18 protein-coding genes are annotated in these 18,855 nt (G+C 73.5%); 9 read left to right on the top strand and 9 right to left on the bottom strand.

The window, feature by feature from the left end; translation table 11 throughout:
• Positions 1-22 precede the first annotated feature (22 nt).
• The 7 genes from ACBJ32_RS26305 (at position 23) to ACBJ32_RS26275 (ending at position 8,145) form a co-directional block, all read left to right on the top strand.
• On the top strand, positions 23-832 hold the full coding sequence (locus tag ACBJ32_RS26305) for an LLM class F420-dependent oxidoreductase (protein WP_357869804.1): 810 nt from the start codon (positions 23-25) through the stop codon (positions 830-832).
• A 102-nt stretch (positions 833-934) separates the two neighbouring features.
• Positions 935-2,404 (top strand): serine/threonine-protein kinase, encoded by a 1,470-nt coding sequence (locus ACBJ32_RS26300; RefSeq protein WP_375128957.1) that lies wholly within the window; start codon positions 935-937, stop codon positions 2,402-2,404.
• A 106-nt stretch (positions 2,405-2,510) separates the two neighbouring features.
• Positions 2,511-4,532: a PASTA domain-containing protein gene (locus ACBJ32_RS26295; RefSeq protein WP_375128956.1), complete on the top strand. Its 2,022-nt coding sequence runs from the start codon at positions 2,511-2,513 to the stop codon at positions 4,530-4,532.
• 56 nt (positions 4,533-4,588) lie between these two features.
• Positions 4,589-4,801, top strand: coding sequence for a DUF6203 family protein (locus tag ACBJ32_RS26290; protein ID WP_375128955.1), 213 nt, complete (start codon positions 4,589-4,591; stop codon positions 4,799-4,801).
• A gap of 38 nt (positions 4,802-4,839) precedes the next feature.
• Positions 4,840-5,784 carry an RNA polymerase sigma-70 factor gene (locus ACBJ32_RS26285; RefSeq protein ID WP_375128954.1) on the top strand — a complete coding sequence of 315 codons (945 nt, stop codon included), beginning with the start codon at positions 4,840-4,842 and terminating at the stop codon, positions 5,782-5,784.
• Positions 5,785-5,877: 93 nt separating this feature from the next.
• Entirely contained in the window at positions 5,878-7,083 is a 1,206-nt protein-coding gene (locus ACBJ32_RS26280) for an NAD(P)/FAD-dependent oxidoreductase (protein WP_375128953.1), read from the top strand.
• Positions 7,084-7,140: 57 nt separating this feature from the next.
• A complete protein-coding gene (locus ACBJ32_RS26275) occupies positions 7,141-8,145 on the top strand; it encodes an NAD(P)-dependent alcohol dehydrogenase (protein ID WP_375128952.1) in 1,005 nt (334 codons plus the stop codon).
• Positions 8,146-8,149: 4 nt separating this feature from the next.
• Here ACBJ32_RS26275 and ACBJ32_RS26270 read toward each other — a convergent pair whose 3' ends face one another.
• Entirely contained in the window at positions 8,150-9,187 is a 1,038-nt protein-coding gene (locus ACBJ32_RS26270; protein WP_375128951.1) for a PucR family transcriptional regulator, read from the bottom strand.
• A gap of 60 nt (positions 9,188-9,247) precedes the next feature.
• On the opposite strand from ACBJ32_RS26270, the gene ACBJ32_RS26265 reads away from it, so the two are divergent.
• Complete coding sequence (locus tag ACBJ32_RS26265) at positions 9,248-10,180, top strand: alpha/beta hydrolase (RefSeq protein ID WP_375128950.1); 933 nt, start codon at positions 9,248-9,250, stop codon at positions 10,178-10,180.
• A gap of 89 nt (positions 10,181-10,269) precedes the next feature.
• Here the strand turns inward: ACBJ32_RS26265 and ACBJ32_RS26260 are convergent, their stop codons facing one another.
• From ACBJ32_RS26260 to ACBJ32_RS26250, 3 genes are all read right to left on the bottom strand, one after another.
• Positions 10,270-12,255, bottom strand: a complete 1,986-nt coding sequence (locus ACBJ32_RS26260; protein WP_375128949.1) for a hypothetical protein — start codon at positions 12,253-12,255, stop codon at positions 10,270-10,272.
• A 79-nt stretch (positions 12,256-12,334) separates the two neighbouring features.
• On the bottom strand, positions 12,335-13,585 hold the full coding sequence (locus ACBJ32_RS26255; protein ID WP_375128948.1) for a Gfo/Idh/MocA family protein: 1,251 nt from the start codon (positions 13,583-13,585) through the stop codon (positions 12,335-12,337).
• A gap of 57 nt (positions 13,586-13,642) precedes the next feature.
• The gene (locus tag ACBJ32_RS26250; protein WP_375128947.1) at positions 13,643-14,170 is read right to left on the bottom strand and encodes a TetR/AcrR family transcriptional regulator; all 528 of its coding nucleotides are present in this window, start codon (positions 14,168-14,170) and stop codon (positions 13,643-13,645) included.
• Positions 14,171-14,269: 99 nt separating this feature from the next.
• Between ACBJ32_RS26250 and ACBJ32_RS26245 the strand changes: the two genes are divergently transcribed.
• Entirely contained in the window at positions 14,270-16,495 is a 2,226-nt protein-coding gene (locus ACBJ32_RS26245) for an MMPL family transporter (protein ID WP_375128946.1), read from the top strand.
• Between the two features lie 64 nt (positions 16,496-16,559).
• Here the strand turns inward: ACBJ32_RS26245 and ACBJ32_RS26240 are convergent, their stop codons facing one another.
• The 5 genes from ACBJ32_RS26240 to ACBJ32_RS26220 form a co-directional block, all read right to left on the bottom strand.
• Positions 16,560-16,898 carry a hypothetical protein gene (locus ACBJ32_RS26240; RefSeq protein WP_375128945.1) on the bottom strand — a complete coding sequence of 113 codons (339 nt, stop codon included), beginning with the start codon at positions 16,896-16,898 and terminating at the stop codon, positions 16,560-16,562.
• Between the two features lie 34 nt (positions 16,899-16,932).
• Positions 16,933-17,256: a hypothetical protein gene (locus ACBJ32_RS26235; protein WP_185109344.1), complete on the bottom strand. Its 324-nt coding sequence runs from the start codon at positions 17,254-17,256 to the stop codon at positions 16,933-16,935.
• A 44-nt stretch (positions 17,257-17,300) separates the two neighbouring features.
• Positions 17,301-17,951, bottom strand: coding sequence for an ArsR/SmtB family transcription factor (locus tag ACBJ32_RS26230; RefSeq protein ID WP_375128944.1), 651 nt, complete (start codon positions 17,949-17,951; stop codon positions 17,301-17,303).
• Positions 17,951-18,442, bottom strand: coding sequence for a cupin domain-containing protein (locus tag ACBJ32_RS26225; protein ID WP_375128943.1), 492 nt, complete (start codon positions 18,440-18,442; stop codon positions 17,951-17,953). The genes ACBJ32_RS26230 and ACBJ32_RS26225 overlap by 1 nt, the downstream gene beginning before the upstream one ends.
• 177 nt (positions 18,443-18,619) lie before the next feature.
• Positions 18,620-18,832: a hypothetical protein gene (locus tag ACBJ32_RS26220; protein ID WP_375128942.1), complete on the bottom strand. Its 213-nt coding sequence runs from the start codon at positions 18,830-18,832 to the stop codon at positions 18,620-18,622.
• Positions 18,833-18,855 lie beyond the last annotated feature (23 nt).

Genomic DNA, 18,855 nt, shown 5'->3' with positions numbered 1-18,855 from the left:
GGTTCGCTGTGGGGAGTGTCATATGAGGCTCGGCGTCACGATGTTCGCGACAGATCTGGCCATGCCGGTCCACGAGCTGGCCAGGGCGGCCGAGGAGCGCGGCTTCGACTCGCTGTACGTGCCCGAGCACACCCACATCCCCGTCTCCCGGCGCACCCCCTACCCCGGCGGCGGTGAGCTGCCCGAGGAGTACAAGCGCACGCTCGACCCCCTGGTCGCCCTCTCCTACGCGGCGGCGGTGACCGGCACTCTGCGGGTCGGGACCGGCATCCTGCTCGCCGCCCAGCGCGACCCCATCGTCACCGCCAAGGCCCTGGCGTCCCTGGACCACCTCTCCGGCGGGCGGCTGGTCGTCGGGGTCGGGTTCGGGTGGAACGTGGAGGAGATCGAGAACCACGGTGTCCCGTACGGGCGGCGCCGCGAGGTCGCCAGGCGGAACGTGCTGGCCATGCAGGCGCTGTGGCGTGACGAGGTGGCCGCCGTGGAGGGGGTCGAGCCGTCGTGGTCGTGGCCCAAGCCCCTCCGGATGCCGCCCGTCTACCTGGGCGGGGCCCCCGGGCCGAAGCTGTTCGCGCAGGTGGCCGAGTACGCCGACGGCTGGATGCCGATCGGCGGGCACGGCATCAAGGCGGCGCTGCCGGCGCTGCGGGAGGCCTGCGAGAAGGCGGGCCGCCCGCAGGCCTGCGAGGTGATCCCCTTCGGCACCCGGCCCACCCGGGACAAGCTGGACTACTACGCCTCGCTCGGGATCACCCAGGTGGTGGCCACCCTGCCGAGCGGGCCCGCGGACGTGGTGCTGCCCCTGCTGGACGAGTACGCGGCACTGCTCTGACGGGTGAGAGGCGAGCGAGGCCGCCGATTCGGGGAAGGTCTTCCATGGCTGCTGAGCAGGAGGGCCGCTCGCATCCCCGGTCGGGCGGCATAATGGGAGGATATGTCCGAGCTACGTGCCGATGACCCCCAACAGTTGGGGGCGTACCGGCTGACACGCAGGCTCGGTCAGGGCGGCCAAGGCGTCGTCTACCTGGGCGAATCCCCGCAGGGGTCGCCTGTCGCGGTCAAACTGCTGCATGCCAGCCTTTCCGGTGATCCGGGCGCCAGACGGCGGTTCCTGGGCGAGGTCGAGGCGGTCAGGAAGGTGGCGGCGTTCTGCACGGCGCAGCTCCTCGACGCCGACCTCGACGGAGACCGGCCGTACCTGGTCAGCGAGTACGTCGACGGGCCCTCGCTGCGCGAGCTCGTGGTCGAGGAGGGGCCCAGGCAGGGCGGCTCCCTCGAACGGCTGGCCATCGGCACCGCCACCGCCCTGGGGGCGATCCACCGGGCCGGGGTGGTGCATCGGGACTTCAAGCCGGGCAACGTGCTCCTCGGCATCGACGGGCCCCGAGTGATCGACTTCGGCGTGTCGCGGCTGATGGACACCGCCACCACCACGACCCACCTGCCCATGGGGACGCCTGCCTACATGGCTCCCGAGCGGATGAAGGGGGAGCCCGCCGGGCCGCCCGCCGACATGTGGGCCTGGGGGCTGACCGTCGCCTACACGGCTACGGGGCGGCCCGCGTACACGGCCGACACCCATCAGGAGGTGCTGGCCCGCGTTCTGTACGGCAAGCCCGATCTCGGTTCGCTGGGCGGGCGGCTGCGGGAGATCGTGGAGGCCTGCCTGGCGCCCGATCCGGGGGAGCGGCCGGACGCCGAGGAGGTGCTGCGGCTGCTGCTCGGGCAGGACATGGTCGAGGGCGACGTGCTGTCCACGGGGGCGATGGCGGCCGTCGGCGAGGCGGTCCGCAGGACGGACGGCCCCGCCCGCAGGCCGTCCGGCACGGGCTCGCTGAGCGCTGTGGTGGGGCTGGGGGCGGCCGAGGCCGCGCCCGGCGTGATCACCGATCCCGATCCGACGACGAGCTTCCCCGCGATCACCGCGCCGCTGATGGCGGCGCGCGCCGAGGCCGAGGCCCGCGAGCGGGCCGACGCGTCCGAGGGCGGTGTGGCGCGGCGGCGGGTCCGCCGCCGGCAGATGGCCGTGGTGGCGGCGGGGGTGGCGATGGCCGTGGCCGGGTTCCTGCTCTGGATGCGCGGGACGGCGGCGCAGGGCCTGGAGGGCACGTGGACGGGCTCGGCCGAGCACTTCGCCGCCGGCCGGGTCTTCGCCGTCGAGCTGCACCTGACCGGCGACACCGGCGGGGCGATGCGCTGGGGCGCCGAACTGCACTGCGCGGGCCGCCTCGGCCGGGCGGGCGGCGGCATGGTGTTCACCCTCGACCAGGTTCAGGGCGAGGAGTGCTATCCGGGGACGCTGCGGATGTTCCCCACCTCGGACGTGAACCAGATGGATATCAAGGTCACACGGCAGGGTGAGGAAGAAGTGACGTATTCGGGCAAGGTCGCGCGTACATCCTGACCGGCTGTGTCACGTTCAGGCGGCGATTGGCCTGAGCACCGTTGACTGTTCGCGGCCCGTTGCCTTCAGTAGAGAGCAGAAAGGGTGGCGGCGAGGGGAGGCGCCCGTGCCAACGGCGCAGCCGCTCAGAACGGGGGATCCACAGCGACTCGGGGAGTACGTCCTATCCGGGCGCCTGGGTGAAGGCGGACAGGGCGCTGTGTTCCTCGGTTCGAGGGGCGGGGAGACGTACGCGGTCAAGCTCCTGCACGGGCCCGTGGGGGACGAGCGGGCGGCGTTCCTGCGGGAGGTGGAGCTGGCCAAGCACGTGGCGAGGTTCTGCACGGCCCAGGTGATCGACGCCGGGTTCGACGAGGGGCGACCGTACATCGTGAGCGAGTACGTGGACGGCCCGTCGCTGGCCCGCGAGGTCGCGCTCACGGGCCCCCGGCAGGGCGGCGCGCTGGAGCGCCTGGCGGTGAGCACGGCGACGGCGCTCGCGGCCATCCACCGGGCGGGCATCGTCCACCGGGACTTCAAGCCGCAGAACGTGCTGCTCGGCTCCGACGGCCCCCGCGTGATCGACTTCGGCCTGGCCAAGGCCCTCGACGCGGCGGCCACGGTGAGCGGGCGCGGGGTGGGCACGCCCGCGTACATGGCGCCCGAGCAGATCACCGCCTCGGCGGTCACGGGCGCGGCCGACGTCTTCTCGTGGGGGGCGACGATGTGCTTCGCCGCCAACGCCACGGCCCCGTTCGGCCAGGACTCGGTGGCGCCGGTGCTGCACCGCATCCTCACCGCCCCGCCCGAGCTGGGACGGCTGGACGGGCGGCTGCGCACGCTGGTGGCGGCCTGCCTGGACAAGGACGCCCGCAACCGGCCCGGCAGCAGGGAGTTGCTGTTCGAGCTGCTGGGGGAGTCGACCGAGGGCGTGCCGCCTGAGGTGCTCCGCTCGCCCCCGCCGCACATCCTGCGAGCGCCGCCGCCCCTGATCCCGGAGCAGCGCTCGCCCGAGACGCACCGATCCGGCGACGAGCCACCGGGCACGTGGTCCCCGATGGCCGAGCCGGAAGCGACCGGAGCGGCAGGCGGCGCCTACCGCCTCCCCCCGGCCGCCTCCGTCCCGCGGCCCGCCGGCGACCACTTACCGGCCGCTCCGGAGCCGGACGGCGGCACGGCCCCCCGCCTCGGCACCGGGCCGACGGTGGAGGAGGACCTGGCCCGGGGCCGGGGCTGGCCGAGAGCGGCCATCGCGGTCTGCGCGGCCCTGCTGGCGACCGCCGCCGTGCTGCTCGTCGTGATCATCCCCACGATGGCCGGGAACGACGCCGACACTCCGGCCCCGCAAGCAGGCGGCGGCCCGCTGACCTCCCAGCCGCCCACCTCGGCCCCGACGACCCAGCCACCCGCGACGCGGAACACCGGGCCCGGGCGACGATCCCGGGGCCCCCAGGCGTCCGCCACCGACCCGCCGACGGTGGCCCGCCCGGCCACGGTGGCCATCCCCTCCCTGATCGGCATGGACAAGGCGGCCGCCACCAAGGCCCTCAAACGCGCCGGCCTCACCACGGGCGCCATCACCGAGCGCGACGCGCCCCAGAGGATCGGCCAGGTCCTGACCGCCAGACCGGCCCCCGGCACGGTCGTGAACCAGGGCACCAAGGTGTCACTCCAGGTGTCGGCGGGCCTGCCGGTGCCGGAGCTGACCGGCATGCAGCGCAAGGCCGCCCAGGCCGCCCTCACCGGCGCCGGCCTCAGTCCGGGCGCCGTCACCCGCTCCTGCTCCGAGCAGCCGGACGGCCAGGTGCTCGCCACCCGGCCCGAGGCGGGCAGCCGCGTCCAGGGCGGCGCCCCGGTGGCCCTCACCGTGGCCCGCAACGGCACCCGCGTCCCCTCGGTCGTCGGGCGGGCGCGCGAGGACGCCCGCGCCGCGCTCGTCGCCGCCGGCCTGGCCGTCCAGGTGAAGGAGCAGATGGTGGAGGACGAGTCCCGCGCCGGCACCGTCCTGGCCCAGAGCCTCTCCCCAGGGACCTGCGCGGGAGCCGCCGCGCAGATCACCATCACGGCCGGCGTCGCCCCGCAGCCGGGGCCCGACCCCGGCGAGTCCCCGCCGGCCCAGACCCCCACCGGCCCCATCGCCGGCGACTGACATCCCCGTTGCCCGGGGCAGGCGTGCGCCGGTCCGCCCCGGGCAGTGGCGAGCGTATGAGGAAGCTGTTCAAGCTGCTGCTGGCCCGCCGCATGGCGGGAACACCGCTCGGCCTGGCCGCCCTGGTCCTCGGCTGGTTCCTGGCCCGCCGCAGGAGACGCCGCCACGCCTACGAGGCCGAGCACGAGACAGAACGCGCAGGCCGCCACTCCCGCACCGCCTCGCCCGCCCGTGGCCCGGGCCGGTCGAGGGCCGCTTCGCGGAGGTAGGCAGGGGCGGTCATCCCGGCGCCGCCTATGATCGGGCCATGCCCTTGACCGCGAACGACGTCGACCGGTTCGTCGCCTCCAGGCCGCGGCTGGAGGCCATCGCCTACCGCCTGCTCGGCTCCGCCACGGAGGCCGAGGACGCCGTGCAGGAGACGTTCCTGCGCTGGCAGGCCGCCGACGTCGAGCGCATCGAGGTGCCCGAGGCGTGGCTGACGAAGGTGCTCACCAACCTGTGCCTCAACCAGCTCGGCTCCGCGCGGGCGCGCCGCGAGACCTATGTCGGCAGGTGGCTGCCCGAGCCGCTGCTCCCCGGCGACCCCATGCTCGGGCCGGCCGACACCGCCGAGCAGCGCGAATCGGTCTCGTACGCGGTCCTCACCCTGATGGAGCGCCTGTCGCCGAACGAGCGGGCGGTGTACGTCCTGCGGGAGGCGTTCGACTACCCGCACCGGGAGATCGCCGAGATCCTCGACATCACCGAGGCCGCCAGCCAGCAGATCTTCCACCGGGCCAGGAAGCACGTCGCCGACGGCAGGACCCGCACCGAGATCGACGAGGCCGCCGCCCGGCGGATCGTCGAGGAGTTCCTGGCGGCCGCCACCAGTGGCCGTACCGAGCCGCTGGTGCGGCTGCTGACCGAGGACGCCATCGCGATCGGCGACGGTGGCGGGAAGATCCCGGCCCGGGTCAAGGCGTTCGAGGGCGCCGTCGCGGTCGCCACGTTCCTGCGGGGCCTGTTCAAGCCCGCCGAGGTCAAGCGGGCCATGGTCGGCGGGAGACCCGAGATCCACATCACGACCGCCAACGGCGACCCCGCCGTGGTGGCCGTGGTGGACGGCCGGGTCGTCGCCGTCATGTGCCTGGAGGTCACCGCCGAGGGCATCGCCGCGTGCCGCAACCAGGTCAACCCCGACAAGCTCGTCCGCGCGAGCGCGCAGTGGGCGGCAGGCGCTCACGGGGAGCCCCTGTTCACGGCGTTGTGATCGCGGTGTGACGCGCTTCACACCGCGTTCCTGTCAGGAAACGGCGGGCCGCCCGGTTCAAGGGGCGAAACCGCGCAAGACAGGAGCGAGGAAATGCAGCACCGCATCGTCGTCCTCGGAGCCGGATACACCGGAGCCTTCGCCGCCGGCCGCCTCGCCAGGCGGCTCCACCGCCAGGATGTCGCCATCACGCTCGTCAACGCCGAGCCCGACTTCGTGGAACGCGTCCGCATGCACCAGCTCGCGACCGGCCAGGAGCTCAAGCCGCGGCCCTTCAGCGAGATGTTCGCGGGCACGGGCGTCGAGCTGAGGCTGGCGAAGGTCACCGGCGTCGACGCCGACCGCAAGATCGTCACCGTCATGGACGTGCACGGCGCGGACGCGGCCGAGGAGCTCCCCTACGACACGCTCGTCTACGCGCTCGGCAGCGCCTGGAACCCCCAAGGCGTCCCCGGGACCGCCGAGCACGCCTACGAGATCGCCGGCCGCCCCGGGGCGACCCGCCTGCGCGAGCGCCTGGAGCGCCTCGGCGCCGGGCAGAGCGTGGTCGTCGTCGGCGGCGGCCTCACCGGGGTGGAGGCGGCGACCGAGATCGCCGAGACCCGTCCGGACCTCGACGTCGCTCTCGTCGCCCGTGACGCCCTGGGCGACTGGCTCTCCCCCAAGGGGCGCGAGCACCTGCGGAAGGTCACGCGCAAGCTCAAGATCACCGTGCACGAGCACACCGCTGTCACCGCCGTCGGACCCGACCGCCTCACCACCGCCGGCGGCGAGAGCATCCCGGCGGCGGTCACCGTCTGGACGGCCGGCTTCGCGGTCCACCCGATCGCGGGGGCGACCACGCTGGAGCTCGGCGGCACCGGCCAGATCGTGGTGGACGACACCATGCGCTCGGTCTCCCACCCGGACGTGTACGCCATCGGTGACGCGGCCCAGGTGGCGGGCCCGGGGGGCAAGCCGCTGCGGATGTCGTGCGCCTCGGGCCTGCCTACCGCCTGGCAGGCCGCCGACGCGATCGCGGCCCGCCTGACCGGCGGGAAGCTCCCGCACGCGCCGCTGCGCTACTTCAACCAGTGCATCTCGCTGGGCCGCAAGGAGGGCTTGATCCAGTACGTCACCGCCGACGACCGCGCCGTGCCGGCGGCCCTGACCGGCCGGGTGGCCGCCGTCTACAAGGAGCTGATCTGCAAGGGCGCCGCCTGGGGCGTCGCCAACCCGATGTTCGGGCTGCCCGCCCGCCGCCGCCGGGTCGTGCGGGAAGGAACCGCGTCGGGCTCGGCCGTCAGGGCGGCGGCGTAGAGCACGATTCCCTGCCGGGAATTGCCGGATCTCCGTACGCATCTGGAGGATTCCGGCATGCGTACCTATCGACTGGAACGGCCGGACATCGTGCCCGAGGAGGCGCCGGTGCCCGAGCCGGGCCCGGGCGAGGTCCTGGTCCGTGTGCACGCGGTCTCGCTCAACAAGCGCGACCTGCTCATCCTGGACGGCGCCTACTCGCTGCCCGCCCGCCCGGGCGTGATCCCGGTGAGCGACGGGGCGGGGGAGGTGGTCGCCGCGGGGCCGGGGGTGACGAGGTTCCGGGTGGGGGACCGGGTGATGGGCTCGTACTGGCCGCGCTGGCACGACGGCCGCCTGCGGCCCGAGCTGGTGGATCAGCCCGGGTGCACCATGGACGGGATGCTGACCGAGTACGCGCTGCTCGACGAGCAGGCGGCGGTGGCCGTGCCGGAGCACCTGAGCTGGGCGGAGGCGGCGACGCTGCCGTGCGCGGCGCTGACCGCGTGGACCTCGCTGACCGGCGGCGCGAAGGTGCCGCCGGGCCGGACGGTGGTGACGCTGGGCACGGGGAGCGTGTCGTTGTTCGCCGTGCAGTTCGCCCGGCTGCTGGGCTGCCAGGTGATCGTCACCACCTCCCGCGCGGGCAACGCCGGCCGGCTCAAGGCGCTGGGAGCCGACCACGTGATCGACTACACCGCCACGCCGGACTGGGGCGGGCGGGTGCGCGAGCTGACCGGCGGCCGGGGCGCGGACCTGGTGGTGGACACGGCCGGCCCGGCCACCGTCGACCAGTCCGTACGGGCCGCCGCGCTCTACGGCGAGGTGGTCGTGCTCATCACCCGCGACGCCACCAGCGACCGCCTGGAGATCTCCCACGAGGCGTACGCCTCCAGCCTGGCCACGCTCCGCCGCGTCTTCGTGGGCCACCGCACGGACCTGGAGGACATGTGCGCGGCCGTCGCCGCCCACGGGCTGCGACCGGTGATCGACCGCGCCTTCACCGACGTGGCGGCCGCCTACCGTCACTACCGGGAGGGCTCGCCGTTCGGCAAGGTCGTCATCGAGCTGGGCCCCGCCTGAGCGGTCAGGCCTGCAGCAGCCGCCACGCGGTCAGGGCGAGCCTGGTCCTGGTCAGCCCGGAGGGCTCGGTGAGCTCGATGCCCAGGGTCCTGCCGATCTGTTCGAGCCGGCGGGCGACGCTGCTGTGGTGCAGGTGCAGGAGGTCGGCGGCCCGGCGCAGGGAGCCGGTGGCGCAGTAGACGTCCAGGGTCTCCAGGTCCTCCGGGTTGCCGGCCATGCGGGCGATCGCCGCCACGTCGGCGTTGTCCTGCGCGGCGTCCTGCGGGATCTCGGCCAGGAGCGCCAGCGCGCCCAGGTCGTCGTAGCGGATGACGGGCTCGCGCGGGGTGGTGAAGCGCAGAGCGGTGCCGGCCTGCCGCCAGGACCGGTGCGGGTTCCCGGCGGCGCCGATGCCGGCGTGCACGCCCGCGGGGAAGCCGGACCGGTCCACGGTGGTGGCCAGGATGACGCCCGTGTCGCCGAGCTGCGCGGCCTTCACCGGGCGGGCCGGGCAGATCAGGCCGCCGACCTGGTCGAGGGGCAGCGGCGAGCGTACGGCGACGACGCGGACGGGCAGGCCGGCGGCGAAGCCCAGCAGCCGCAGCGCCCGCGCTCCGGCCGCCTCGTCGGTGTCGGCGCTGATCGCCAGCTCGACGAGGGCCGGGTCGGCCATGGTGGTGCGGGCCGGACCGTACCTCTCGACGACGCCCGCGGCGGCGATGGCGAGCCGGTCCAGCAGCAGCTCGTCGAGGGGGTTCGGCGTGCCGGGGCGTTCCAGCCACACCGTGCCGATCTCCTCCTCGTCGAGCGTGATCGGCATCGTGGTGGACGCGGGCAGCGCCGGGCCGGACGGCGCCCGCGTGCCGCCGGGCGTCATGCGGATCACCTCCCCCGTGCCGTGCAGCCGGATGCCGGCCACGCACTCGGCCAGGACCGCCGAGGCGCGGGCGAGCGCCGGGAGATCCACCCGCCGCCGCATCAGCGTGTCGTAGAACATGACGACCCGGATCGCGCCTTCGGCCAGCCGGTCCAGTTGGGACAGCCGCAGGGCCAGTGCCTCCATGACCATGAGCATATGCGCCGATCGGCGCGCGAACCGGGGCGAAGGCCCGACAGTTGGCGGATGATCGGAAAGGGGGCGGGCGGCAGGATGGCCGGCATGGATCCCGAACTCGAAGCATTCATCCCGCTGTTTCCGCCGGCCGACCTGTCCGACCCGGCCGCCGCCCGCAAGCAGCTCGCCGCGCTGGCCGGCGCGGTGCCGCCGGTGGGCGTCCAGGACCTGGTGATCGAGGACCGCACGGTGCCGGGCGACCCCGAGGTGCCCGTACGGATCTACCGCCCGCGCCAGGCGCAGGGCGCCGTCGTCTGGCTGCACGGCGGCGGGTTCGTCATGGGCGACCTGGACACCGAGCACCCGTGGGCCAGCCGGGCCGCGGACCTCTCCGGGGCGGTGGTGATCTCGGTCGGGTACCGCCTGGCACCCGAGCACCCCTTCCCCGCCGCCCTGGACGACGCCTACGCCGTGCTGACCTGGGCGAGCGAGCACGCGGCCGAGCTCGGCCTGGACCCGGCCCGCATCGCCGTCGGAGGCCACAGCGCAGGCGCGGGGCTCGCGGCCGGGGTCGCGCTGCGGGCGCGCGACGAGCAGGGGCCGCCGATCCGCTTCCAGCTCCTGCACCAGCCAGGGCTCGACGACCGGCAGCAGACCTGGTCCCAGCGGAACTTCACCGACACGCCCTGGATGACCCGCGACAAGTTCGCCACGTCGTGGCGGCACTACATGGGCTCGCGGCCCGCCACCCCGTACGCCGCCCCGGCGCGGGCCGAGGACCTGTCCGGCCTGCCGCCGGCCTACGTCGCCACCGCCGAGTTCGACCCGCTGCGCGACGAGGCCATCGAGTACGCGCTGCGGCTGCTGCGGGCGGGCGTGTCCGTCGAGCTGCACCAGTGGCCGGGCACCTTCCACGGGTCGCAGGCGATCGTGTCGGCCGAGGTGTCGCAGCGGCAGATCGAGGAGCTCGCGGGAGCGCTGCGCCGGGCGCTCGCCGTTTGACCCCAAGCGCTTGAAGTATGGTCTCCTGGCCTGCGGGCGATCGTGGCGTCCACCGAGAGCCTGCGCGACCTCGGCCTGCCGAAGGGTTCCTAGGGCCGGCGCTTCCTGCGGGCGGGCCGGGTGCCCGTGCCCGTGCCCGGGATGAGGCGCAGGGGGCGCTCGCGCAGGGGCTCCGCCACCAGCTCGCGCAGCTCCGCCAGGCCGGCCACGTCGTGGTGGCCCGAGTCCAGGGCCGCCGCCGCGAGCTCGTACGCGTCGTTGCCCGCCATCGACCTGAGCTGCTCGACGAGGACCTCCGGCCCGCCGAGCTCCAGCAGCGTCAGGAAGTTCTCCGCACCCAGCAGCAGGTGCTCCCGCTGGTCCAGCGCCGCCGGGTCCGCCTCGCCCGCGTCCACCAGGAAGGTCAGCGCGGTGGGGGCGAGGACGGGGTCGTGGCGCAGGTGCCGGACCAGGGCCCCGCCCTGGGGAAGGGCCTCCGCGAGCACGGCGAGCATGGCGGCGGCCCGGGTGCGGAAGGAGCAGTCGCGGATCGCCTGCAGCAGCGCCTCGACGTCCTGGCCCGGGCGGGAGAGCCAGGCGTTCAGCTCGACGGCGGCCTCCCGGGCCGGGTAGTGCTGGGTGAGGACGCCGAGCAGCTCGGCCGCGGGGGAGGCGGCCAGCTCGCCGATCAGGGGGGCGTCGCGGCCCTGCGTCAGGAGGCGCTCGCGCACGGAGCGCAGGGCCAGCGGGGTCAGGCGGGCCAGCAGGAGGTCGGGCTCGGCCAGGCGGCTGCGCAGGCGTTCCACCGCGTCCGGCGGCAACGCCTGGTCGTCGTGGTCCAGATCGCTGGAGCAGAGCTCGTCCGCGGGGCCGCGGGTGAGCTCCACGGCCCCCAGGTCGGCCAGCACCTCCAGGGCACGCTCCAGGTCGAGGGCGCTCTGGCGGCGCCAGAGGTCCTTGAGCCGCTCCGGCGCGCCGTCCATGACCACGTGCTCCTGGCAGGCCAGCCAGACCGTCTCCGCCAGGCGGGCCACGGGCAGGTCGTCCATGCCGTACAGGGCGTCGAGCACGGCGGGGAGGACCTCGTCGAAGCAGCGGCCGAGCACGGCGGCATGGCCGCCCATCGTGATCGACGGGCCGAGGCCGGGAAGGGCCTCGAAGGCGCGCGCCCACAGTGCCGCCGGGTCGCGCAGGAGCGGGGCGGCCCCGGTCGCCTGGAGGAGGCGGCCCTTGCCGGTGCGGACCAGGCCCAGCCGCTCCGCCCAGGCCAGCAGCAGGCTGAGCCGCGGCAGGTCGGCGGAGCTGCGGACCTGGAGCGCCTCCTCGCCGGTGCCCAGGAGGGCCGACAGCTCGCGGGCGTCGGCGAGCGTGAGGTTGCCCGGCCTGGTGAGGGGGCGGCCCGCCTCGCCTGCCCAGCCGGCCAGCGTGCTGAGGTGCCGCACCGTCGTGCTGCGGGCGGCCTCCGCAGCCAGGTCCGCCGGCGCCGGCAGCTCGACGGGCGGCTGGAGGAAGCCGCGCTCCTCCTCCAGGTCCGGCTCCGTCCGGGTGAAGCGGGCCTCCAGGAGCTTGTTGAGCAGCTCCTCGTCGTAGCGGATGCGGCCGGCGTCGAGATCGAGCTTGAAGTCCCGCAGCGCGCCCGGCCCGGCGAGGTCGTTGCCGTGGTCGAGGGCCGTCTGGGCCCAGAACTTGGCCAGCCCCTGGAGGTAGGGGTCGTCGAGGGCCCTGCGGAAGTCGGGCAGGGCGCGGGTGATGGCGTCGTCCGCCGCCGCGGGCGTGGCGCCCCGCGGGTCGCGCAGGCCGGCGGCGGCGAGGTAGTGCAGGAACGTGCGGAGGATCTCCGGCGCGATCTCCACGATCTCCCTGGGGGTCACGACGTATTTCGGGACCCAGGCCAGCAGGTAGCGCCTGATCTGGGGCTCGTCCCAGTAGGCGAGGCGGCCGTCGCGGCTGTGGTGCCGGGCGTCGAGGGCGGCGGCGACCAGGAGCTCGTCGGCGGGGCGGCCGTGTTCGTCAGCCCAGGTGAGACAGCGCCTGATCAGGACGTTCCTGGTCGCCTCGTACTCCTCCGTCTCCTCGGGTTCGAACCACGTACGCAACCGCGGCTCCCCTCCGTTGGTGAGGTCTGGCACCCAGTATTCCGGGTGCCGTGCCGCTGATGGGGCTACTTGCGCTACTTCAGTGCCCCGGCTGTCCTCCCAGGGAGACGGTCTCGCCGGTCAGCCGCGACCGTTCGGCGGCCCAGGCGATGAGGTGGCTGTGCAGGCTCTCGGCCGGCGAGGAGAGGATCGGCGCGCGGTCCCGCGTGGCGACCGCCGTCAGGAACGCCTCCACCAGCGCCGCGTCGCCGCCCCCGTGCCCGCCCCTGGCCGTGCCGTCCCCGCTCGGGCGGGTGTCGACGACGCAGGAGCGGCCGGTGACGAAGTCGTGGACGGTCAGGCGGTCGCCGTCGCCGTCGATGGAGCCGCGGGTGCCGAAGATCCGGGTCTGCCGGTGCAGCGCGGGCGTGAACCCGGTCATGGTGAACGACGCGGTCGTGCCGCCCTCGAACTCCAGGTTCACGACCTGGTGGTCGACCACGTCGTTGTCGCAGGCGTACACGCACCTGCCGTACGGGCCGGTCCTGAGCGCCTCCAGCACCCCCGCCTCGGAGACGTCGTCCGTGAGCACGGACAGCGGCCAGACGTGCTCGCCGGCGAGCGGGAGGTAGATGCGCGTGGCCGAGTACGGGCAGCCGGGCTCGACGGAGCAGTCCAGGCAGCGGTCCGCGGCGCCCTCCGGGCGGTTCTCCGGCCGGAAGTGGTGCAGGCCGCCGAACGAGGAGACGCGCGTGACCCGCTTGCCCGTCAGGTGGACCAGCCAGTCGAGGTCGTGGCACGACTTGGCCAGCAGCATGAACGTGGCCTCGTCGGCCCGCCGCCAGTTCCCCCGCACGTAGGAGTGGGCCTGGTGCCACCACCCGACCGGCTCCAGATGCTGGACGCTGACGATCTCACCGATCCGCCCCCCGTCGAGCAGCGCCTTCAAGGCCCGCGTGTACGGCGTGTAGCGCAGCACGTGGCACACCGCGAACACCGCCCCCGAGCGCTCGGCCGCCGCCACGATGGCGCGGCAGTCGTCCTCGGAGACCGCCATCGGCTTCTCCAGCAGGACGTCGTAACCCAGCTCGGCGAAGCGCACCGCGGGCTCGACGTGATCGCGGTCCTGCGTGGCGACGACCACCGCGTCCGCCTGCCGGGGCAGCGCGGCCAGCTCCCGCCAGTCCGCGTACGGCACGGCGTCCGGGAACCTGTCGCGCCGGCTGCCCAGCGGATCGGCCACCGCCACCACCCGGGCCCTGCCGGTGGAGGTGGCGTGGCGGGCGTAGGAGGTTCCCCTCGAACCCGCCCCGACCACGGCGAGCGTCACCATCCGAGTCGCCTCCCCCATGGGTCACCCCTTTTCATATGTCGGCCCTGCCGGCGTCCGGACTCCGGGCGGAAGCCCTCAGAAGGCTCTGGCGATCTCCAGCAGGACGTCACGGACCTGCTCCTCCGGCAGGTCCATGGTTTTGACCGCCCCCCACTGCAGCGCGCCGAGCAGGGCCCAGCTCTTGAGCCTGATCTCGGGTCCGGGGTCGTCGCCGACCAGCTTGGCGTAGATGGTGTCCCGGAAGGTGCCGATCTGGTCGCGTTCGGAGCCGGGCGCGGTCGTGGCGTCGTCCGCGGCCAGGTCCTCCATGAACAGCCGGATCACCGACCGGTAGCGCACCGCGAACTCCACCAGCGCCTCGACGAACTGGGCCCGGCTCGCGTACGGGGCGTCGAGCAGCGCCAGCATGTCGCCCGCCACCGGGGACAGCAGCTCCAGCGCCAGCCGGTCCTTCGGATGGAAGTGGTAGGCGACCGCGGTCTTGGTCAGCCCGACCGCGGCGGCGATGTCGGACAGGGAGGTGGCCGCGTAGCCGCGCTCGGCGAACAACTCTCGGGCGGCCGCCAGGATCCGGGTGCGGGTGTCGTCGGATGATGTGGTCATCGTCTCACTTCCCTGCGGGAGCGAGCCTCCCGGACAACTCCCGTTTTATCGTATGTCCTGTACGACCGTACAGGACGGCCGTCGAGTGGGAGCTGAGCGATGACGCGGTTACTGGGACGGCTGGGTGGCTGGTGCGCGCGGCACGGTTGGATCGTACTGATCACCTGGATGATCGCCGCCGCGGCCCTGATGGGCGGCAGCCTCGCCTTCCCCAGCCCGACGAACAGCGACGCCAGCATCCCGGGCACCGACGCGCAGCGCGCCCACGACCTCATGAAGGAGGGCTTCGGCACCGGCTACGCCGCCGGCGGCACGGTGCAGCTCCTCCTCTACTCCGCCGACGGGCCGCTCATCGAGGACCAGCGCAAGAAGGCCGTGGAGCGGGCCATGGACCGGCTGCGCACCATGCCGCACGTCACCAAGGTGGAGACCCCGTTCCGCGCCGGCGGCATCTCCTCCAACCTGCAGATCGGCCTCATCACCGTCCGCCTGGAGGGCAACGACAGCGACAAGATCGCCCAGACCACCCAGGAGCTGTCGAAGGCCGCGGAGCCGGCGCGGGAGGCCGGGCTCGAAGTGGTGCCGGCCGACAGCTCGACCCCCGCCGACAAGGAGATCAAGACGGGGCCGAGCGAGATCATCGGCATCGTCTGCGCGCTGCTGGTGCTCGTGTTCGCGTTCGGCACGCTCGTCGCCGCCACCGTCCCCATCTTCGCCGCGCTGATCAGCGTGGCCTCGGGGCTCGGCATCATCGGGCTGCTCGGGTGGGTCGTGGACATGCCCAAGCAGGCCGGCATCATGGCCACGATGATCGGCCTCGGCGTCGGCATCGACTACGCGCTGTTCCTGTTGTCCCGCCACCGCCGCCTGCTCGCCGAAGGGGTGCCGGTGGTGGAGTCCGTACGCAGGACCGTGGCCAGCTCCGGCGGGGCCGTCGTGTTCGCGGGCGGCACCGTGATCATCGCATTGAGCGCGCTGCTGCTGGCCGGGTTCCCGCTGCTGGCCACGCTCGGCTGGGTCACCGGCATCTCCGTCGTGGCCGCCGTGCTCACCTCGGTCACGCTCGTCCCCGCCCTGCTCGGGCTGCTCGGCCACCGCGTCAACTCGCTCAAGGTCCCGCTCCTGCGCAGCGCGGGAGGATCCCACGCCGCCGGCTCCGGGTGGGCGGGACTCGGCGCGTGGGTGGCCCGCCGCCCGTGGCGGGTCCTCATCGGCAGCACCATCGTGCTCGGCGCCCTCGCCGCCCCCGCGCTGGCGCTCCAGCTCGGCCCGCTCGACGAGGGGTACGGCACGCAGGGCTCCGAGCCGCGGCGCGCGTACGAGCTGATGGCCACCGGCTTCGGCCCCGGCTTCAACGGCCCGCTCATCGTGGTGGCCGAACTGCCCGCCAAGGTGCCCGACGCCGACGACCCGCTGGTGAAGGACCTCGCCCGCGAGGTGGAGGACGTGGACGGCGTGAAGTTCGTGTCCGACCCCAAGCTCAACGCCTCCGGCCGCTCGGTGCTGATGCAGGCCATCCCCGAGTACGCGCCCAGCGACGAACGCTCCGCCCAGGTGGTCAGGGACGTCCGCGCCATCTCCCTGCCCGGGGTCGACGTGCACGTCGGCGGCAAGGTCGCCGGCCTGACCGATGCCGGCGACCGCATGAACGAGCGCACCCCGCTCGTCATCGGCGTCGTGGTGCTGCTCAGCGCGCTGCTCCTGCTGCTGGCCTTCCGCGCGCCGATCGTCGCGATCAAGGCGGCGGTGATGAACCTGGTGTCGCTGGGGGCGGCGTTCGGGGCGCTGGCCCTGGTGTTCTCGATCGGGCTCGGCAGCGGGCTCGTGGGCATGGACCCGCCGGTCAATTCCTCGTTCGTGCAGACGATCTTCTTCTCGGTGCCGATCGAGAGCTACGTGCCGCTGATGTTGTTCGCGGTGCTGTTCGGGCTGTCGATGGACTACGAGGTGTTCCTGCTGACGGCGGTGCGGCAGTCGTACCTGCGGCACGGGAACAACGCGAAGGCGGTCGCCGAGGGGCTGGGCTCCACCGGGCGGGTCATCACCTCGGCCGCCCTGATCATGGTGGCGGTGTTCGTGGCGTTCATCGCCTATCCGGACGCCATGGTGAAGACGTTCGGCGTGGGGCTCGCCGTGGCCATCGCGGTGGACGCCACCATCATCCGCGGGTTCCTGGTGCCGGCCACGATGGTGCTGCTGGGGCGGCTCAACTGGTGGTGCCCGCGGTGGCTCGACCGGATCCTGCCCAACCTGTCGGTGGAGGGGCACGAGGAGGACGAGCCCGCGGAGGTGGAGCGGCGGGAGCCGGTCACCGCCGGGGTGTAGAGCGGCTCGGCCATCCGGGTGCGGCCATCCGGGTGCGGCTATTCCGGTGTGGTCGGTGGTGTGGTCAGCCGATCTGGGTGCAGTCCTGGAGGGCGACCTCTCCGGGCACGTCGGCCGTGCCGCCGCCCGTGCACGTGATCCTCAGCGGGACCTGGCGGGCGACACCGACCGCCTCGCCGGTGAAGTCGCCGTTGGTGACGGCGCCCAGCGAGGCCGCGCAGTTGCCGAACAGCACCGTGCGGCCAGGGTCACCGCGGACGGAATCGCAGGTGTAGGTGGGCAGGAGGATCGGGGGCAGAGCGCCCGTGCCGGCCGCGTGGGCGGGGAGCGGGGCGGACAAGGCGAGGGCGAGAGCGGCGGCGGGAACGAGGCGGATCATGAACGGCTTGCCTGAGCCAGTCACGGCGGTGCCTCCAGCAGTCACGGCGGTGCCTCCGTCAGTCGGGGTCGGCGAGGTTGCAGGCGGGGACCCAGCCGACGATGCCGGTGGTCGCGTTGGTGCCGTGATGCCACAGCGTGCTCTCGAAGTGGTCGCAGCGGTAGAGCCCGTGCTCCTCCGACCGGTCCGACTCGAACCCCTGCCCCGCGTAGCCGAGCCCGTTGCGGCCCGACCCGGCTCGGGGCTCGCTCCAGATGATCACGCCTTGCGCGCCGAAGTCGTACAGGCGCCTGGCCTGCGCCTGCGTGGCGCCGGCGGGGACCAGGCCGCTCAGCGCGAGGAGCGCGAGCAGGCCGGCCGTGGTGGCTCGTGTGATGCGCACCGTGCCTCCTTCCATGAGTTCCATTGCTCACGGTAAGGGGACCATCACTCAACGTGCCAGCCATTTTCCGCCGCGCCGCGCCGCCAGCCGAGGAAGCCGCCGTCGAGCGGGCGGGCGTCGAAGCCGTGCTCGCGCAGTAGCCGTACCGCCTCGGGGGAGACCACGCAGTGCGGCCCGCCGCAGTACGCCACGATCCGCGCGCCGGCGGGCAGCTCGCCCAGCCGGCCGCGCAGCTCCTCCATGGGCACCGAGATCGCCCCGGGCACGTGGCCGGCGGCGTGGTCGGCCGCCGGGCGCACGTCCACGACGATCGTGCCGGGATCCTCCAGCCGGGCCGTCAGCTCCTCGGCGGTCACCCCTTCGAGGCTGCCGAGCCGGGCGCGCACGGCGTCGCGGAGCTCGGCCAGCCGCCCGCGCGCGAACGCCTGGAAGTCGCCGAGGAAGCGCGACACCCCCTCGTCGGCCAGCCGGTAGTGGACCCGGGTGCCCTCCCGCCTGCTGGTCACCAGGTGCGCGGCGCGGAGCTGCTGGAGCTGGGCCGAGGTGTTCTTGAGCGGGATCCCGGCCGCCCGCGCCAGCTCCTCCACCGTGCGCTCGCGCTGGTCGAGCACGTCCAGCAGGCGCAGCCGGACCGGGCTGGACAGCGCCTTGCCGACGCGGGCGAGCTGCGCGTAGATCGGCTCCTCCGGGAACATCAGACCATGTACTGGTCGTGCCGCAGGTACACGTCGGTCCACTCCTCCGGGGTGAGCTGCCTGCCGCTCTCGGCGATCGCGGCCAGCTCCTCGAAGTACGACTCGCGTGGAGCGCCCGGGGTGAACAGGATGAGCATCGTGGCCGGCTCGCCCGACTCGTTGCGGAACGCGTGCACGCCGCCCTCGGGCACGAACAGGAAGTCGCCCGGCCTGCCCTCGGCCCACTTCTCGCCGTTGAAGAGCCTGATGGTGCCGGACAGGACGTAGAAGGACTCGGTCATGGTGCGGTGGAAATGGGCGCCGGGGCCGCCGGGCTTGGGGCCCATCTCCCAGCGGTACAGGCCGTAGGCGCCGTTGGTGGTGCCGCCGGTGGCCAGGTAGTGGACCTGGGTGTTGGTGCCGATCGTGAGGTCGGGAGCGCGGTCGGCCAGGGCGAAGGTGCCGCTGTGCTCGCCGTGCTCGGCGAAGTAGCGGGGTTCGGGGTAAGACATGATGCCTCCTCATCCAATAACCTAAGGAACCTTAGAATAGGGATGCCGGGTGGTGAAGCGACCGGGAAAGCGGCCCGCTGTCGTGCTATGTGCGCTCATGAGCCTGCTCGGGTGCGGCACTTCGATGATTGAATTATTCGAAAGCGGCTCCTGATTTCCTGATTTCCTGCATAAAGCTCAGAACAGCGAGAGAAGCACCTCACCGGCCAGCCGTTCGAGCTGTTCCGGTTCGTCGCACATCACATCCAGCAACACCAGGTCCGCGCCTGCTCCCAGCACCTCGCTCAGCCCCTGCGCGCACGCTTCGGGAGGGCCGCTGACGGCCATGTCCGCGTTGCCGTACATGCGCGACAGCGGCCCCTCGATCCGGCCGGTCGTGATTGCTGTCATGCACCACGCATACCCGGCCATGG

The sequence above is a fragment of the Nonomuraea sp. GTA35 genome (genome assembly GCF_041950525.1).
In the GTDB taxonomy this organism is placed as follows: domain Bacteria; phylum Actinomycetota; class Actinomycetes; order Streptosporangiales; family Streptosporangiaceae; genus Nonomuraea.
This window is presented reverse-complemented; position numbering and strand designations above follow the sequence as displayed.

What these genes read in the sequence shown, in the direction of transcription:
- ACBJ32_RS26305 (WP_357869804.1), top strand. Translation starts at nt 23, where the DNA reads ATGAGGCTCGGCGTCACGATGTTCGCGACAGATCTGGCCATGCCGGTC.
- ACBJ32_RS26300 (WP_375128957.1), top strand. Translation starts at nt 935, where the DNA reads ATGTCCGAGCTACGTGCCGATGACCCCCAACAGTTGGGGGCGTACCGG.
- ACBJ32_RS26290 (WP_375128955.1), top strand. Translation starts at nt 4,589, where the DNA reads ATGAGGAAGCTGTTCAAGCTGCTGCTGGCCCGCCGCATGGCGGGAACA.
- ACBJ32_RS26285 (WP_375128954.1), top strand. Translation starts at nt 4,840, where the DNA reads ATGCCCTTGACCGCGAACGACGTCGACCGGTTCGTCGCCTCCAGGCCG.
- ACBJ32_RS26280 (WP_375128953.1), top strand. Translation starts at nt 5,878, where the DNA reads ATGCAGCACCGCATCGTCGTCCTCGGAGCCGGATACACCGGAGCCTTC.
- ACBJ32_RS26275 (WP_375128952.1), top strand. Translation starts at nt 7,141, where the DNA reads ATGCGTACCTATCGACTGGAACGGCCGGACATCGTGCCCGAGGAGGCG.
- ACBJ32_RS26270 (WP_375128951.1), bottom strand. Translation starts at nt 9,187, where the DNA reads ATGGAGGCACTGGCCCTGCGGCTGTCCCAACTGGACCGGCTGGCCGAA.
- ACBJ32_RS26265 (WP_375128950.1), top strand. Translation starts at nt 9,248, where the DNA reads ATGATCGGAAAGGGGGCGGGCGGCAGGATGGCCGGCATGGATCCCGAA.
- ACBJ32_RS26255 (WP_375128948.1), bottom strand. Translation starts at nt 13,585, where the DNA reads ATGGGGGAGGCGACTCGGATGGTGACGCTCGCCGTGGTCGGGGCGGGT.
- ACBJ32_RS26250 (WP_375128947.1), bottom strand. Translation starts at nt 14,170, where the DNA reads ATGACCACATCATCCGACGACACCCGCACCCGGATCCTGGCGGCCGCC.
- ACBJ32_RS26245 (WP_375128946.1), top strand. Translation starts at nt 14,270, where the DNA reads ATGACGCGGTTACTGGGACGGCTGGGTGGCTGGTGCGCGCGGCACGGT.
- ACBJ32_RS26230 (WP_375128944.1), bottom strand. Translation starts at nt 17,951, where the DNA reads ATGTTCCCGGAGGAGCCGATCTACGCGCAGCTCGCCCGCGTCGGCAAG.
- ACBJ32_RS26225 (WP_375128943.1), bottom strand. Translation starts at nt 18,442, where the DNA reads ATGTCTTACCCCGAACCCCGCTACTTCGCCGAGCACGGCGAGCACAGC.
- ACBJ32_RS26220 (WP_375128942.1), bottom strand. Translation starts at nt 18,832, where the DNA reads ATGACAGCAATCACGACCGGCCGGATCGAGGGGCCGCTGTCGCGCATG.